General features: G+C 63.5%; 15 protein-coding genes. 8 read left to right on the top strand and 7 right to left on the bottom strand.

Annotated features, from left to right (window positions below):
- Positions 1-83: 83 nt before the first annotated feature.
- From HMPREF3048_RS05030 to HMPREF3048_RS05005, 6 genes are read left to right on the top strand one after another with little or no spacing between them, the layout of a single operon-like run.
- Positions 84-719, top strand: coding sequence for an alpha-ketoglutarate-dependent dioxygenase AlkB (locus HMPREF3048_RS05030; RefSeq protein WP_083316758.1), 636 nt, complete (start codon positions 84-86; stop codon positions 717-719).
- Positions 719-1,291 (top strand): LysE family translocator, encoded by a 573-nt coding sequence (locus HMPREF3048_RS05025; RefSeq protein WP_070421988.1) that lies wholly within the window; start codon positions 719-721, stop codon positions 1,289-1,291. The genes HMPREF3048_RS05030 and HMPREF3048_RS05025 overlap by 1 nt, the downstream gene beginning before the upstream one ends.
- A complete protein-coding gene (locus HMPREF3048_RS05020) occupies positions 1,288-1,998 on the top strand; it encodes an SDR family oxidoreductase (RefSeq protein WP_070771380.1) in 711 nt (236 codons plus the stop codon). Before HMPREF3048_RS05025 ends, HMPREF3048_RS05020 begins: the two co-directional genes overlap by 4 nt.
- Positions 1,999-2,008: 10 nt before the next feature.
- On the top strand, positions 2,009-2,296 hold the full coding sequence (locus HMPREF3048_RS05015; protein WP_070451948.1) for an RNA-binding S4 domain-containing protein: 288 nt from the start codon (positions 2,009-2,011) through the stop codon (positions 2,294-2,296).
- Complete coding sequence (locus tag HMPREF3048_RS05010) at positions 2,296-2,985, top strand: VOC family protein (RefSeq protein ID WP_070771379.1); 690 nt, start codon at positions 2,296-2,298, stop codon at positions 2,983-2,985. The genes HMPREF3048_RS05015 and HMPREF3048_RS05010 overlap by 1 nt, the downstream gene beginning before the upstream one ends.
- Positions 2,982-3,716, top strand: a complete 735-nt coding sequence (locus tag HMPREF3048_RS05005; protein WP_070771378.1) for a hypothetical protein — start codon at positions 2,982-2,984, stop codon at positions 3,714-3,716. The genes HMPREF3048_RS05010 and HMPREF3048_RS05005 overlap by 4 nt, the downstream gene beginning before the upstream one ends.
- Here the strand turns inward: HMPREF3048_RS05005 and HMPREF3048_RS05000 are convergent.
- The 7 genes from HMPREF3048_RS05000 to HMPREF3048_RS04970 are packed head-to-tail and all read right to left on the bottom strand — an operon-like array spanning position 3,652 to position 13,466.
- Complete coding sequence (locus tag HMPREF3048_RS05000; protein WP_070771377.1) at positions 3,652-4,308, bottom strand: hypothetical protein; 657 nt, start codon at positions 4,306-4,308, stop codon at positions 3,652-3,654. The genes HMPREF3048_RS05005 and HMPREF3048_RS05000 overlap by 65 nt on opposite strands.
- Entirely contained in the window at positions 4,302-6,152 is a 1,851-nt protein-coding gene (locus HMPREF3048_RS04995; protein WP_070771376.1) for a M13 family metallopeptidase, read from the bottom strand. The genes HMPREF3048_RS05000 and HMPREF3048_RS04995 overlap by 7 nt, the downstream gene beginning before the upstream one ends.
- Before the next feature lie 9 nt (positions 6,153-6,161).
- On the bottom strand, positions 6,162-7,016 hold the full coding sequence (locus HMPREF3048_RS04990; RefSeq protein WP_070771375.1) for a cutinase family protein: 855 nt from the start codon (positions 7,014-7,016) through the stop codon (positions 6,162-6,164).
- A 12-nt stretch (positions 7,017-7,028) separates the two neighbouring features.
- Positions 7,029-10,244, bottom strand: a complete 3,216-nt coding sequence (locus HMPREF3048_RS04985; protein ID WP_246818854.1) for an arabinosyltransferase domain-containing protein — start codon at positions 10,242-10,244, stop codon at positions 7,029-7,031.
- Between the two features lie 10 nt (positions 10,245-10,254).
- On the bottom strand, positions 10,255-12,120 hold the full coding sequence (locus HMPREF3048_RS04980; protein WP_070771373.1) for a galactan 5-O-arabinofuranosyltransferase: 1,866 nt from the start codon (positions 12,118-12,120) through the stop codon (positions 10,255-10,257).
- Between the two features lie 30 nt (positions 12,121-12,150).
- On the bottom strand, positions 12,151-12,795 hold the full coding sequence (locus HMPREF3048_RS04975) for a response regulator transcription factor (protein WP_070771372.1): 645 nt from the start codon (positions 12,793-12,795) through the stop codon (positions 12,151-12,153).
- Positions 12,792-13,466: a sensor histidine kinase gene (locus HMPREF3048_RS04970; protein ID WP_070771371.1), complete on the bottom strand. Its 675-nt coding sequence runs from the start codon at positions 13,464-13,466 to the stop codon at positions 12,792-12,794. The genes HMPREF3048_RS04975 and HMPREF3048_RS04970 overlap by 4 nt, the downstream gene beginning before the upstream one ends.
- A gap of 92 nt (positions 13,467-13,558) precedes the next feature.
- Here HMPREF3048_RS04970 and HMPREF3048_RS04965 point away from each other — a divergent pair, with 92 nt between their 5' ends.
- Positions 13,559-14,224, top strand: a complete 666-nt coding sequence (locus tag HMPREF3048_RS04965; protein WP_070771370.1) for an ABC transporter ATP-binding protein — start codon at positions 13,559-13,561, stop codon at positions 14,222-14,224.
- Positions 14,221-15,612: an FtsX-like permease family protein gene (locus tag HMPREF3048_RS04960; protein WP_070771369.1), complete on the top strand. Its 1,392-nt coding sequence runs from the start codon at positions 14,221-14,223 to the stop codon at positions 15,610-15,612. The genes HMPREF3048_RS04965 and HMPREF3048_RS04960 overlap by 4 nt, the downstream gene beginning before the upstream one ends.
- The last annotated feature ends 104 nt before the right edge of the window (positions 15,613-15,716 follow it).

Below are 15,716 nucleotides of genomic sequence, written 5' to 3'. Positions count from 1 at the left end.
GCGGATTGCCCCTACCAACTACACGGAAACGGCATATTGTGTGAAAATCATATAAAACGACCGCGACACGCAAGGTGGAGCAATTGCTTTTCGACGCCACCGTGATCCCACGCAAACCCAACCGCGTCATGCCTGGGGTGGTGCATCTACCTGCGTTTTTCACCTCTGATGAGCAGCGGGAAATCATCGAACAAGCGCGCGAATTAGCGAGGTCGGTTGCCGACACGCCGGTGGCGATGCGCCAACCACGGGTAGGCAAAGGGCAGATGGATGCGTGGATGCTGTCGCTCGGGTGGTTCTGGGCGACGAATCCGTACCGCATGCTGCAGGAAGTCGATGGATATCAGGTACCGCCGGTGCCGGAGAATTTCCAGCGGATCGCAGGGGAGGTGATGGATCGGGCACGTGAGATCGACCCGCGGGTTGGTGAGACTCCACGTGTGGAAACGGCGTTAGTGAATTTCTACCCGCCGGGCAAAGGAATGGGCATGCATGTGGATGCAGAAGAGGCATCTGAGAACGCGGTGGTCAGCCTGTCGTTCGGTCAGGACTGTGTGTTCCGCATCGAGGGGCACGATATTCTCCTGATGTCCGGGGATGCCCTCGTGTTCGGTGGCCCAGCCCGCCGCGCGAGACACGGCGTGCTGGGGGCAAAGAAGGGAACGTCGGCGCTGCTCGACGGCCGTCTGAACATCACGATGCGACAGATGGAGAAGTGATGATCGCACTGCTTGGAGTCTGGTTCGCGGCAATCGTCAGCCCAGGTCCGGACCTGTTTCAGATCATCCGGGTTGGCGCGAAGAATCGACGGGATGGCATCCTGTGCGCGCTCGGCATCATGCTGGGCAACACGGTGTGGATCGTCGCATCGCTGGCGGGTCTGAGTGCGCTGATTCAAGCGTTCCCGGAGATCCTGTCGGTGCTGCAAATCGTCGGTGGCGCCTACTTGTTGTGGATGGGCATAGGCGCGATTCGGGCGAGCGACCCGGAGTTGCCGGAAGCGCAGCAGGTGAGCAGACCGTTCCTCACCGGTGTGGCGACGAACCTGTCCAACCCGAAGGCCGTCCTGTTTTTCGGGGCGATCTTCGCCCAGTTTGCGCATGTGGGCTGGTGGGCGGTGCCGCTGCTGGTTGTCACGGGCATCATCTGGTTCGTCGGGTTCGCATTGGCGGTCCGTGCGATGGCGTCCAAGATTGAGCGTTACGGCAGGTGGATCGACGTGGTCACGGGCATCATCTTTATCCTTCTGGCCACATGGATGCTGTGGGAGGGCCTACACTTCGGCACATGAGCGAACAAAAGGTTGCAGTAGTTACAGGTGGTTCCGCGGGTATCGGCGAGGCGACGTGCCGGGCCTTGGCTAAGGATGGGTGGAAGGTGATCGTGGCGGCGCGGCGTTTGGAGAAGTGCCAGGCGATTGCCGACGACATCGGTGGCGTTGCAATCCACCTCGACGTGACGGACCCGGGGAGCGTCGATAAGCTTGCGCGCCTTGAGCGCGTGGACTTGCTGGTCAACAACGCGGGTGGCGCGAAGGAGACTGACTACCTGCGCGACGCGGACGACGCGGACTGGGAGTGGATGTTCCAAACCAACGTGATGGGCACCATGCGCGTCACTCGTGCGCTGTATCCGCAGCTCAAGGCGTCGGAGGGGCTTGTGGTCAACATTGGTTCGGTGGCCGGCACGGACGCATACAAGGGCGGTTCGGGGTACAACGCCGCCAAGTACGGCCTGCGCGGTATGACCAGGGCGATGCGCAGGGAAGAGGCGGAAAACAACATTCGTGTGTGCGAGATCGACCCGGGTCGGGTGAAGACCGACTTCTCGCTGAACAGGTTCGGCGGCGACGAGGAACGTGCGCAGAAGGTCTATGAGGGCAACGTGAACCTCACCGCCGAGGACATTGCGGAGGCGGTGCGGTGGGTGGCGAGCCTGCCGAAGCGGGTAAACATCGACACAATGAGCATCATGCCGGTCGATCAGGCGGACCGATAGACTGTCCGGCATGCATATGGACGTGTCGATTTCGGGCGAATCAATCAAGCTCGGACAGTTCTTGAAACTGGCCAACCTGGTCGAATCTGGTGGTCACGCGAAGGAAGCGATTGCTGGGGGAGAGGTGCTGGTTAACGGCGACGTGGTCACCTCGAGGGGGCATTTGCTTTACGACGAAGACACCGTCTCGATCGGCGACGCCTCCGCAACAGTGATGGCGGACTCGGACGGTGACGATTACTTCGACGAACGCACCGCCAACGATGATTTCGACCCGGAGAAGTGGAGGAACATGTAATGCCTGCATTCGAAGGCAAAGACGGGATGCCGTTTTGGCAAGACCTGATGACCACGAATGTGTTGAAGTCCACGCACTTCTACAGCAACGTGTTCGGCTGGGAGATCGTTGACGGCACTGCTCGCAAGGATGGGTTGCCGGTGGCGGGTCTGGTGTCGGGTAAGGCTGATGGCTGGGTGACGTCGTTTATGGGCGGCGGCGAGGTGGAGAAGCTCGGTGGCCGTGTCCTGAGCGCCGACGAGGAGTTGACGCTGTGTGAGGACCCATCCGGTGGCCTGTTTGGCCTGATGGATCCGGAGGAACGCTTCGTCGCGGCCGGTGAGCCGGGGGTGCCGGTGTGGTACGAGTTGGTGACCACGGACCAGGCCACCATCGATTTCTACGGCGACCTGTTCGACTGGGAGATCCGCGAGGAAGACGGCTACTTCCTGGCGCTCGAGGACGGCGCTCCGTTCTTGGGCATGTATGTCGGGGAGGCGGCGTCGTGGGTGAGCTACTTCGGCGTGGAAGACCTCGAGGCAGCTTGCAAGGCGGTTGAGGAGCACGGAGGCACTGTGCTCGTCGGGCCTGGCGAGGGCGCGTTTGGGCCGATGGCGGGCATTGCGGACCCGAATGGGGCGCAGTGCTTCATCGTCGAGGTTGACGTGCCGACGTTCGAGGAGATCAGCGAAGCGGACTCTGTGCTGTGAAACGTGTAGGGGCGGCGCTGCTGGTGGCGTCGTTGAGTTTCCCGCTGAGTGCCTACCACGTGGACCCGTCGTACAACAGGGACCGGACGGGTCTTGCTGTGGTGCATCCGGACGGACGTGTGTCCATTTCGCCGAAGGCGGAGGAGGCCCGGCCGGCGCTGTCGCTGGCGAAGCTCTATCTGGGCTACTACGTGCTGTACAACGGCACGAAGGCTGAGAAGAAGCAGGTGGAGGAGATGATTGCCTCCTCTGATGACGGGATTGCCAGCACGTTGGATGCGAAGTATCCGGAGGCGATCGATCAGATTGCCGAGGACTTTGACTTGAAGCAGACGGCACGTGGTGTGTCGTGGGGGAAGTCGCAAACTTCGGCGCGGGATCTGGCCACGTTCATCGCGTCGATTGTGTGGGACCCGGCGGCGAAACCGCTGTTCGCGGGCATGGAGAAGCAGACCGCGGTGGCGTCGGACGGTTTCATCCAGGGGTTTGGCACGGCCCGGTTGAAGCGTGTGAAGGGCTCGAAGATGGGTTGGTCAGACGACCGGGAGAGTGCGACGGGCTCGGTGTCCTGGGGTGAGATCGGCAAGGAAACGTGGGCGGTGGCCGCACTGACGTACGGCACCGCCTACGAAAACACGGTGGATACCAACGTGGGTATCAACCAGGTCAACGACGGAGATACTCCGCAACATCCTGCACTCGACGGCGGATTTCTGCCGGTGTGGAAATAAACCCCTTGGCATAATACTCGGTGCCCTCGAGGCCTGACCCGGCCGGGACCTGCACGAATCCCTCCCGGTTGGTGGTGGGGAAGGTGAAGATGTAGTCGTCGGCGGTGGGGGCTGGGGCATCCCCAAGCACCCATGCGGTGACGGGGCCGGGCAGTTGGTCGACGGCGCGTTGGGCGTCTTCTGCGCGGTCGACGTCGAGGATCGTCGTGCCGGAGAGTTCAGCGGCGGCGGCCACGTCGGGGCGCCACAGCATCTCTTTGGCATTGTCGGGCCCGTCCCACACGGAGACGGCCCACGCGCCGGTCGGGTTGCTCGGCTTGAACACAACACCGAGCTCATGCTTCTCGACGACCACCTCACCCGACCACTTCGTCGCCGGCATCGCATGATCCACCGCACTGCCAAGCATGAGCATGGCGGCGTGTGTGATCCTGTCTGGAAGGAGTGCCAGGTAGTTCGGGCCGTCCTCGTAGGTCGCCTCGATGTAGGAGGCGAGCTGCTCCAACTGCAGTTCCGGCGGCAGGTCGCGCTTGACGCCACCGACGTTGAAGTTCGGGTCACCCTGTTCGTTGAGCGGGTATTCCTCTACCAAATCGTCACCCTGTCCTCGGGCTCGATCCACATCTTGGAGCCCTTCTCTACGTCGAAGGCGTCGTAGAACTCGTCGATATTCGCAGCGATGACGTTGCAGCGGAACTCGTTCGGGGCGTGCGGGTCAATGGCCAGCAGCTGTGCCGCCATCTCCGGACGGGCCTTGGAACGCCACACGCGAGCCCACGCGTAGAACAGGTTCTGGAAGCCTTCGCGGGTTTCTTCGAGGCCCTTGTCGGCGAGGTATTTCTTGTACGCCACGACGGCGATGCCGAGTCCGCCAAGGTCACCGATGTTCTCGCCGAGGGTGAACTCGCCCTTCACTCCAGAGGTGTCGGTGCCCTCGAGGACGGACGGGACGAGACCGTTGAACTGATCGACCAGTTTGGAGGTGAGTTCCTCGAAGTTGGTGCGGTCCTGTTCGGTCCACCAGGAGTTGAGGTTGCCCTGGCCGTCGTAACGCGAGCCCTGGTCGTCGAAACCGTGGCCGATCTCGTGGCCGATCACCGCGCCGATCGCGCCGAAGTTTTGGGCGGCGTCGGCATCGGGGTCGAAGAACGGCGGCTGCAGGATCGCGGCCGGGAAGGTGATGTCGTTGACTACCGGGTTGTAGAACGCGTTGACGGTCTGCGGGCTGGACACCCACTCGTCGCGGTCGGATGGCTTGCCGATCTTGCCCAGCTGGTAGTCGTGCTCAAACGCGGCACCGCGGCGCACGTTCTCGACAAGGTTGTCCGTGAACTCCAGGCCTTCGTAGCTGCGCCACTTGTCGGGGTAGCCGATCTTCGAGTTGAACTGGGAAAGCTTCTCTGCGGCCTTCTTCTTGGTTTCTTCGCTCATCCAGGGGAGGTCGGCGATGCGGGTGCGGTAGGCGTCGATAAGGTACTGCACCAATTCCAGCATCTGTTCCTTGGACTCCGGCGGGAAGTGGCGCTTGACGTATTCGCGTCCGATGTCCTCGCCGATGAGGGATTCTGCGAGGGCCACGCCGCGCTTCCAACGGTCGCGCTGCTGGGTCGCGCCGGAAAGCTTCTTGCCGTAGAACTCGGAGTTTGCCCTTCCGATCTCCTCGCTGAGCACGCCGGCGCGGGAACGCAGGATGTTCCACGCAGCCCACAGCTGCCAGTCGGCGAGCGTTTCGCGGCGCAGCATTGCATCCAGATCCGCGGTGTAGGAGGGCATCATGTCGATGACGCGGCCGTCGGGGAGGCCGGAGGCGCGAAGCATCTTCTGCACCAGCGGCGGCATGTCGGAGAGTTCGGCCGGGTTGTAGGTGGCAATCGCGTCGCGCGACTTCACCACATCCCAGTGGGAGTCTGCCAGCGCCTTCTCCACGTTGATAATGCGCTGTGCGGCGATCTCCGGGCTCAGCCCCAGCAGGTACTTCGGGGCGAGGAACTCGAGCATGCGCGCGACGTGCTTCTCATAGTCAGCGAGCGTCTGTGCGTGTTGTTTCTCGTGGTAGTAGGCCTCGTCGGGAAGCCCAAGCCCCGATTGCACGAGGTACGGGACGGAATCCTCGCCCTGGGAATCCTTCTCCACCCAGTAGGTCAGCGGTGCGCCAATGCCTGTGCGCTCCAAGAGCCCTAACTTTTCGACGAACTCCTCAACGCTCGCCACCTCAATCAACTCCAAGTCGGCGTTGAGGGCGTCGATGCCTGCAGCGTTGACCGCATCCACGTCCATAAAGGAGGTGTAGAGGGCGTTGCCGTCCGCAAGAATGGCGTGGACATCTTCCTCCGCCTTATCGCGCAGGGCGTAAAACGCGCCGTCAATGCCGCGGTCAGCGGGGATTTCGTGGTTGGCGACCCACTCGCCGTTTACTACTTCAAAGAGGTCATGCATGCCACCATGCTACGGAATTGGCACCTGGATCGGGGCCAAAGATTGCTCAATAATCCAGTTGGATGCCTCCCGCTGCTGGCCGAGGGTGTAGCTGCCGTGCAAACCAATGTCGTGGAAGACAGCAAACGCGCCCAACCCGAGGGAACGGAACAGGTTGTTGAACTCCCCGAACGGGATCTGCCCCGCCGCCACGTTGGTGCGCATCGCCGGGGAGACAAGACCACGGTGCGCCTCGTTCATGTTGCACACCAGGTCACCGGCATTGCAGATCTCTAGCACGCGGGGGCCGAGCTCGCCGTAGCCCTCCGGGAGCGGGCCGAGGGAACCGCGTGCGTGCGGGGAGGTGCCGTGGGACAGCACCGCACCGTTGTCGCCCTGGTACGGGTTGGCAAACAGTGCCACACCCGAGACTTTCTCCGGCGCGATCGGGCCGCGACCGTGCGCAATATCGCTGGTCAAGCGGGCGGCGATGTCGGCGCCGAGGGAGTAACCGGTGAAGGAGAAGCGGGCGTCCGGGCACGCATTGGCTAGGCGGGTGACAGTTGCACGCGCCTTGTTGTAGCCAGTGGCGGACGCCTGCTTGTACGGGGTAGCCGCGAACGGGGTGGAGCGGTACGAAACCCAGACTGGATCGATCTCGCCGGCGGTGCCGAGCTTGGTCAGGATGCCCGTCATGAACACGTTGCCACCGTGCGGCACGTAGTCCGGGATCCCCTCAGCCGTGTTCGCCCCGCCCGGCACCGCAACCAAGTAATGCGCGGAGCACCCCTGCTGCTTGAAGGGCTGTGCTTCCGCAGTGGTGGTTGCGGTGGCGATGACGCTAAGGGCAGCGGTGCAGGCTGCGAGAACATTTCTGAGTTTCATGACATGTGCATCCTAACCCTGCTCGTCAGGGTTTCGCACCTTCATCGGTCCGGGGGTGTACAGGCCGGAACGCGTGGTCACCTCGGTATCCACGTGCGCCAACTCAGGAACGTCGCCGACGGAGTTGCGGCGCGGCTCGTACTGCGCCACCGAACCCCAGTCGCGCTGCCAATCGTCCTTGAGGTAGCCCGGGATCTCATACGAGGTGTTCACGGCCTCCGCAGGGGCGAGCGCGCCGCCGCCGAGGAAGTCCATGAAGCCAGAGAGCTGCTGCTTGCCCGGGCCGTCCGGCATGACGCGGAACTCCGGAATCTCGGTGACACCGTTGGCGTGGAAGAACGGGCGCTGGCAGGGGTATTGGAACGCGACGGTCCAGTCGAGCAGGCCCGGGGTGTCGGAATCGAAACGCTCAGACAGTGGGATCAGCTTCGGGTTGCGCAGCGGCGTGACCGTCAGCCAGTCCTTCTCCGCAAGGGAGGTGTCCTCGCCGACGAGACGCACCACGTTCGCCTCCTCCGGCAGGTCCGCCAGCGGGAAGCGCAGGTTACGCCACAGCGGGGTTGGGCCCTGGTCCAGCATCTCTACCTCGCCGAGCTTGCGCACCACACCGTCCTTGTTGGTGCCGTACTCCAGCTTCAGCTCGGTGCCTTCCTGCTCCACGCCGTTGATGTCGTGGTGGGCGATGCGGCCGGCGACGGAGGTGACCAGGAGGGGGCGGTCGTCGCTAAGCTGCGGCAACTCGTACCACGTGGTCTCCAGCGACGCGGACTGCTTCGGCTCATCATCGAAGGTGCCGGCAACCGGAATGCGGTTGTAGTCTAGGCCGAACGGCAGGCGCACGGTCGAGCCGTTCACGCCGCGCATCGACTTCGGACGGTTGCCCTGGGTGTTCACACGAGAGGTGGACTGGGCTTCGTCGGAAGCGGGATCGACGTCGGCTGTGTCGTCGTCAGACTGTGTGTCGCTCAGCGTGCGGTCCGAAGTATCGGCCGTCTCCGAAGCGATGAATGCCGGCACGCCGTCCGGAGTGAAGCCGATGTTCTTGCCCGCATCCAGGGACTTGCCCAGTGGAACGCCGCCGACGGGGGTGAGGAAGGACTCGTTCGTGTCGTCCTCCAGAAGCACGTCGCCGCCGAGGGCACACACGTCGCCCTTGAACGACTTCACGTTGCCCATACCCACCGAATACGCCGGGGCCTGGGAGACGAACGACTTCACAAACGTCAGGCACGAGAACGTCACCATGAGGATCGCAAACACGGCGATCGGCGCGGACATCACGCCCGACCAACGGGTGCTGATCGTGCGCGGGCCGCGCATCGACTGCACCACACCAATTGCGAACACCACCAGGGCGCTCGCCAGCACCACAGTGTTGGCCTCGATGGCCTTGAACTGCACAGTGCGGTCCCACCACGGCACCGCGAACGAGGACACATACCACCACGCGTTCCAACCCGCCAGGGTAAACGCCATGAGGAACAGCACCGCAGCCATGGCAAATGTGCGGTTGCGGTCCGACTTCATCGCAATCCGGGAGAGCACCACCACACCCACAGCAGCGATCGCACCGCCGAGGCCCGCGTAGATGCCGAAGTGGTGCGTCCACTTCGTCGGGGTGAACAGCAGGAAGAACGTCGCCATGCCCAGGATCAGCATCATGCGCTTGGTCGTGCCGGTGGTCTTGTCGCCCTTCGCCAGCGCCCACAGGATCAGGCCGGTGCACAGCAGCAGCACGAACATGGGGAAGCGGCGCGACATGGAGCCGTCGACGGTCTGCTCGAGAAGCGTTGCGTAACGGGTCCACTCCTCAAACCAGCTCAACGCCGGGCCGACCTCGGAGCGCACCTTCGTCGCCTCCAGCACGGTGGCCAGGGTTTGGTCGTGGAACACCGGCACCATCACCGCCAGGCCCGCGCCCATAAACGGCGCGACGTAAGAAATTCGGGGCTGCGGGCGCGAACCGATCATGCGCAGCACCGCAGGCAGCGAAATCAGGAACACACCAACGGCGGCGAGGCCGGTTGGGCCGCACGCCAGGGTGAAGGCGGCGGTCACGGTGCCCCACGCTGCCGGGGTGAGACGGTTCGTGGCAATCGCGCGCTCGAACAGCGCCCAGGTAGCCATCAGGCCAACCGCAATAATCGGCTCGGGGCGGGTGCCGTTGTTGTACGGCAGCCAGAACGCCAGGAACACAAACGCCGCCGTCCAGTGGGCGACCCTGCGCTCGGCGATCTCCGGGCCCAACTTCGGCAGGATCTCGCGCGACAGCAACCACCACGTGCCAAGCGCTGCAAACAGGGCCGGCAGGCGCATCCACATCGACGCGGTGGTGACCTCCGACAGCAACGACAACACGTCGTAGAACGGGGAGCCGAACGGGGCCTCCGGCACGCCGTACCAGCGGTAGTAGTTGGCCATGTAGTCCGTGTTCGCGGCCACGCGCGCCATGGTCAGCAGGAAGCCATCATCGGAGGTGTTCGCGCCGAAGATGTGCCAAAAGCCAAGGACACCGGCCACGACGCCGTCGAGAGGCTTCAAGCCCTTTGCTTGACGACGACGATAGCGCGCCGGACCATCCAACTTCCTCAACGCCCACAAACTGACCAGGGCGCTCAGCAGGCCGCCCCACATCGCAATGCTCTTGATCAGCGTCGGGGAGGACGTGAAGCGGGAGTTGATGTTCATATGGGCGGACAGGCCGTCGTCGATAAGCGTGTGCTTATTCTCAAGCTCCGTGTACATGCCTGTGACCTGCGGGCGGTAATCATCCTCGCTGGTCTCCGAGTGGGACGTGCCCGGGATCTCAACCGTGGTCTCCTCGTGCGTCACGCTGACGTGCAGCTTCGCATCGTCGGGGAGGTTGCGGACTTCGTCTGGGGTGAGCTCGAAAAGTACGTCGTTGAGGGAAGTCACCACCAAACCGCCGTCGGGAGCGGTGATGAACAGGCCACGGTCCGTCGCCTTATTCGACGACTCCGGCAACGTACCGAAGATCAGAGTTTGGTCGTTGCGCAGCTCACCGACGCTGTTGGCCGGCACCGTCACCTCAAGGTCCTGCGGCGCCAACGAAATCAGCGGTGCGTTGATCGAACCAACCGTGTCGTTCTGCGGCCACGACACGCTCGCCTCCGTCTGCTTCACCGGCAAAAACGGGGTGAGCAGCAGAAGCACAAACGCGATGAGACCAGAAACGGTCGCAATATGACGAGTAGATCCAGTTTTCACTCCGGTCACCTTACTTCCTCACCGCGACAGCAAACGGTCCGATGAACTTCACGTCCCAATTCGCCTTGTCAAACGCCTCCGGGTTGAAGAACAACCCTTGGTAGCGCACGTTCGGCTGGCTTGGGTAAATGTCGTGGGCGATGTGGGTCTTAAAGTCAGAATCCTCACTGCCGCGGAAAATGAAGGCAGTCGGCGGCTCCCACTGACTGTTGTCGATAGCCTCCGTGAACTTCTTCGGGTCGTCGTAAGAAATCTGCGACCACGACTCCAGCTCACCGTTGCGCTGCTCAAACTCGCCGAGCGGGTTAGCGTAGTGGCTGGTAAACGCGTTGAAGCCGAAGAATGGCTGGAAGGCCATGAAGTTGATCTCGTCGGTGTAGATCACGGCCTCGTTCTTCATGTGGCCGTGCTCTTCGATGTAGTCGGCGATCTCGTTGTAGTACTGGCCCGCATCCGGCGGGAAGCGGTCCGCGCGCTCGCCGTAGCCGTCGGTATCGGCGTAGGCCTGGTCGATGTACGCCTCGTTCTTCACCGCAATGTGCTGCACCATCTGCAGCGACGCCACCGCCACCAGGACAATCGCCACCACGTTCAAGGCGGCCTTGTTCTTCACCTTCCGCTCCAACCAGGTCAAGCGGAAGTTCGCTACCGCAATCACGCCGAGGGTGGCAAACAGCAACACAACCAGCACCTCGAGGCGGAAGCCCAGCAGGGAAGTGCCCAGGAGGGTGATCGCCATGGAGGCGAGCGCCCACACGTAGCTCACGCCAATCGCCGCGCCCAGGGAGGCGATCTCCGGGTCGCGGAACCGCACGATAAGTCCAATGAGGCCGAACAGGCACAGCAGGCCTACCAGGGACAACGACAGGAACGGCAGGGCAAAGTAGGTGCCCTCGATGGGCAGGAAGTGGTTCGCGGTAGATTTCAGCGCCTCGTCACCGGTGACTACACGCCAGATGTACGGACCCCACGAGATCGCAGCGATGGCCATGGAGGCGAACCCGACGATGAGCAGGTGCTTCAGCGGGGTCAGGGTGCGCTCGCCGGTGAAGAACATCACCACCGCGATCACTACAACCGTCAGCGCGCCAATGGCGGTGAACAGGGTGTAGAACGACGCGGAAATGCCCAGGTAGATCGTCAACGCGGCGGTGGCTGCCCACGAGCCACTCAGCGCCCTGTGGGCCCACACCGCCGCGGCCGGGAGGAACATCGCCACGATTGCCGCGTAAGGCTCCTCTGGGACTTCCGTCAGCACGATCGCGGTGGTCACCACGGCAATCGCGGTAGCAACCGGCAGGGAACCGACGAGCCTGCGCCAGATCGGCGTCAGCATCGCCGCACCCGCCGCCAGGGTGGCAATCGCGTACGGCTGGTACACCTCCCAACCGTCCATGCCCAGCACGTTGGCCACACGCCCGCCGACCCAGAACCAACCCATCGGGTAGAAGGTGGGCAGGTCCTTGTAGGCCATGTCCGCGTGGCCCAGGTTTTCAGTCATGCGGGACAGGAACTGCGTCCTAAACCCCTGGTCAACCTGGATGCCGTCGAGATACAGCTTGGTGGCAGACAGCGGAATGCCAAGCGTTGCGACGACCAACCCCGCCGGCACCAACGCCATCACCGCAGAAATAATCCAGTGCTGCTTCCCGCGCGTCCACAGCACCGCCAGCACAGCGGCGATGCCCAACAGGACGAACGACACACCGGTGGCCAACGACCTGGTCACCATGGAGGTATTGAACGCCGGCAGCGAGATCTGGTGCAGCACAAACCACGCAGCAAGCGAGAGAATGCCGCCTGCGAGCCCCGCCGCGACGGTACGGACGGCTGTCTGCCCCGGTGACAGCTCGTCGGGATGATAAGCGGTAGTCATGCGTAATAGTGTCGCATACGCTGCCGACACTCACCCCACGCCACGTTCCGCCAGGTACATGAGGATGGCGCGGACGCGACGGTTGTCCTCGTCTGGGGTGAGCCCCAGTTTGGAGAAAATGCTGGACACGTGCTTCGCCACCGCCGCGCCGGAGAGGTAGAGCTTGCCCGCGATCTCACTGTTGGACAGGCCTTCTGCCATAAGTTCGAGCACCTCCACCTCGCGAGGGGTGAGCGTGGTTAACCAGCGTGAGCTCGCCGCCATGAGTGCGCCCGCCACGTCCGGGTCGATGACCACGCCGCCACCTGCCACGGTTTCGCAGGCCTGGATGAAGTCTTTCACCTCGGCGACGCGGTCTTTGAGCAGGTAACCGGTGCCGCCGTCACCGCCGGAGAACAGTTCCCGCGCGTAGGCAGGCGCGACGTATTGCGACAGCACCAGCACATTCACCGGGCCGCGTTTGCGTAGTTCCAGGGCGGCTTGGAGGCCGTCGTCACGCATGTTCGGCGGCATGCGCACGTCCGTGATCACCAGGTCGGGCCCATACTTATCGACGACCCCCAGCAACCCATCCGCACACTCCACCTGCGCCACAACCTCGTGGCCGCGCCGGGTGAGCAACCCTGCAACACCCTCCCGCAGCAGCGCGGAGTCGTCCGCGATAACGATCCTCATGGCGCAATCCCACTTTCTCCTCGGAACAACAGCAACGGAATACGTGCGGTGACAGTGGTCGGGCCACCGTCCGGCGAGTGCAGCTCCATCTCACCGCCGAACGCCGCGATGCGTTCTCGCATACCCTCCAGCCCGCCGCCGGGCGTGATGCGAGCGTTGCCGCCGCCCTGGTCAGTGACGGAAACATTCAGGGTGTGGTCGCAGGTGACCAGCACGCTGACCGGTACATGTGGTGCGTGCTTCGCGGCGTTGGTTAAGGCTTCGGTGGTGAAGAAGTAGGCGGCGGCGGTGACGGAGGTGTCGATACGCGGCAGCTCGTGCGGGGCACGGACCGTGACATGCGGGCCGTGCTGTGCGGCGGCGGTCTCGATCGCGGCAACCAGCCCGTGGTCCGATAGTTCCCGCGGGTGGATGCCCCGTACGGTTCTTCTGAGTGCGTCGAGGCCGTTGTGGAGGTCGCGGGCGGCGTCGTCGAGAAGCTGCGATGCAATGTCCAACCTTGCCTCGCCCAACTTCATCGCGGCGGCCACAAAGTATTGCTGCGCGCCGTCGTGCAGGTCGCGCTCGATGCGCAGCCGCTCCACCTCGTACGCCTCCGCGATCCTGCGCCGCGAAACCGTCAGTTGGTGGATTTTGGCGGCCGCGCGCTCCTCGTGTTTATGTCGCCGCATGGCCCCGAGCGTAGCGGGGTAGAGCTAGCACTACCCATATTCGGGACCCAGGGCCATAGTGCTTATCGACGACCACCTGTGGAATAGAAACTATGCTTGAACTCAACGACATCACGAAGTCCTTCACCCAACAACGGGTCCTCGAAGGCATCAGCCTGACGGTTGGTGGCGGCGAATCCGTGGCGATCATGGGTCCCTCTGGCTCCGGCAAGTCGACCCTGCTGCACTGCATGTCCGGCGTGCTCGTGCCCGACAACGGCCAGGTGCGCTTCAACGGCCAGGACGTGTCGGCCATGAGCGACGCCGAACGCTCGCGCCTGCGCCTGGAAAACTTTGGCTTCATCTTCCAAGACGGCCAACTGCTGCCGGAGCTGACCGCCACCGAAAACGTCGCCCTGCCGCAGATCATGCGCGGGGTGCCGCGTGCGGAGGCGCACGCCGAGGCCATCGACATGCTGACCCGGTTGGGCTTGGGCGCCTTTGTGGACCGGTACCCGGGGCAACTCTCCGGCGGCCAGGTGCAGCGCGTGGCCATCGCCCGCGCCTTGGCCGGGCCGCCGTCGGTGGTGTTTGCCGACGAGCCGACGGCGGCGTTGGACCAGGCCACCGGGCATGAGGTCATGCAGCAGATCGTGGCAATCGCGCAGAAATTTGGTGTGACCCTAGTGCTGGTCACGCACGACCCGAAGATCGCCGACTGGTGCAGCCGCCGCGTCGAAATCCGCGACGGCCTGATCCACTCGGAGGTGACGCGATGAGTGCGGTGACGTTGATGCGGTCGGCGGTGTCGCAGACAAGCGAAGGGCGCTCGCAACGGCAGATCGGCGAACGCTGGGTCCGCGCGTTGTCGCTGGTGGCGGTAACCGTAGCGACCTGGATGCTGTGCACGCTCATGGGCGGCACCTGGATGTTCCTCGCCCGCGACCTGCACCCGCATGAGGCGCTCGTGGAAATCGCAGAGTCGATGGGCGGGCCGATTTCCACGGCGTATATCTTCCTCGCGCTGTTCGCGTGCGTGCTCCTCGTGCCGAGCCTGCTGGGGCTGCTCACCCAAGCCGCACGGGCGAACCTCGGCGGGCGCGAAGAACACCTGGCGGCGCTACGCCTCATCGGCGCGACAGCCGGCGAAGTGCGCGGGATGATGATCTTGGAGTCCCTGCGCCAGGCCCTGGTTGGGTTGGTGCTCGGGTCGGTGCTGTACATAGTTACGTGCCCGGCGTGGAGTTTGCTGACGTTCCAGGAAAAGCGCGTCGGCGCCTGGGAGATGCTCACCTGGTGGGTCATCCCCATCGCCTGGATCGTCGTGCTGGTGCTGGCTGCGTGCTCCGTGTGGCTTGCTTTGCGACGAGTCGCCGTCACCCCACTCGGCGTCACCAAGAAAATCCCGCCGAAGGGACAAAACATGATCACGCTGGTGCTGTCACTGGTTGGCGCGGTGGTGCTGTACCGCTACCTCAGCTCGCTGACTATCGCTCCGCAGGCAGACGCGTTGGAGTTCGGCGCCTTGTTGGTCGTGGCAGGCGGCGTCCTTACTGTCAACGCATTGATCGCCGTCGGCGTGATCCAACTCCTCGCACGCCTGAGCTACTGGGTCCCCGGAGCTGCGAATTACGTGGCCACGCGCCGGGTCGGCCGAGGCGCGAAAACCACCTGGAAGCGAGTGACCGCCCTGTACTTCGTGGCGTTCATCGGCGGCGTCGGCGCCTGGATCTCCGCAGTACCGGACATCGAGGACGAGCCCGCCCTGAAGATGATTACGGGTGATATTCCCTCCGGCGTGGCCATCACCGCCGTCTTCGCGGCGGTCCTGTTGGTGTCGTCCACGCTGCTCACCCAGGCACTGTCCGTGGTGGAGCAGAAGCAACTGACCAAATCGCTCTACTTCATTGGCGCGCCGGCCGCGTTCCACACCAAGGTTGCCGTGCGCGAGGTTGGGGTTCCCATGCTGGTGGTGGCCCTGCTGGGATTCGGCATGGGCAGCCTGATGGGCACCATCATGGTCATGGTTCACGTCAACGTGCTGGACAAGGTGGCCCTGTTCGCTGCGCTCGTCGCCGTCGCGCTGGTTGGTTGTGTTTTGGCGGTGGTGGGGACCGGTCGGCTGCGCGAGCAGGTGCTGATGGGGATGGGCCGCGCCAAGGACTAGGCGAGTCCTGACACATTACGCCGGAAAATGTCAGGTCCTGGGAGTTTAGGGCCCGTCTGACAAATTCAGCCGCAATCTGTCAGCGGAGACAGATTGCGGCTGAA

It is taken from the genome of Corynebacterium sp. HMSC075D04 (genome assembly GCF_001815635.1).
In the GTDB taxonomy this organism is placed as follows: Bacteria; Actinomycetota; Actinomycetes; order Mycobacteriales; family Mycobacteriaceae; genus Corynebacterium; species Corynebacterium coyleae.
This window is presented reverse-complemented; position numbering and strand designations above follow the sequence as displayed.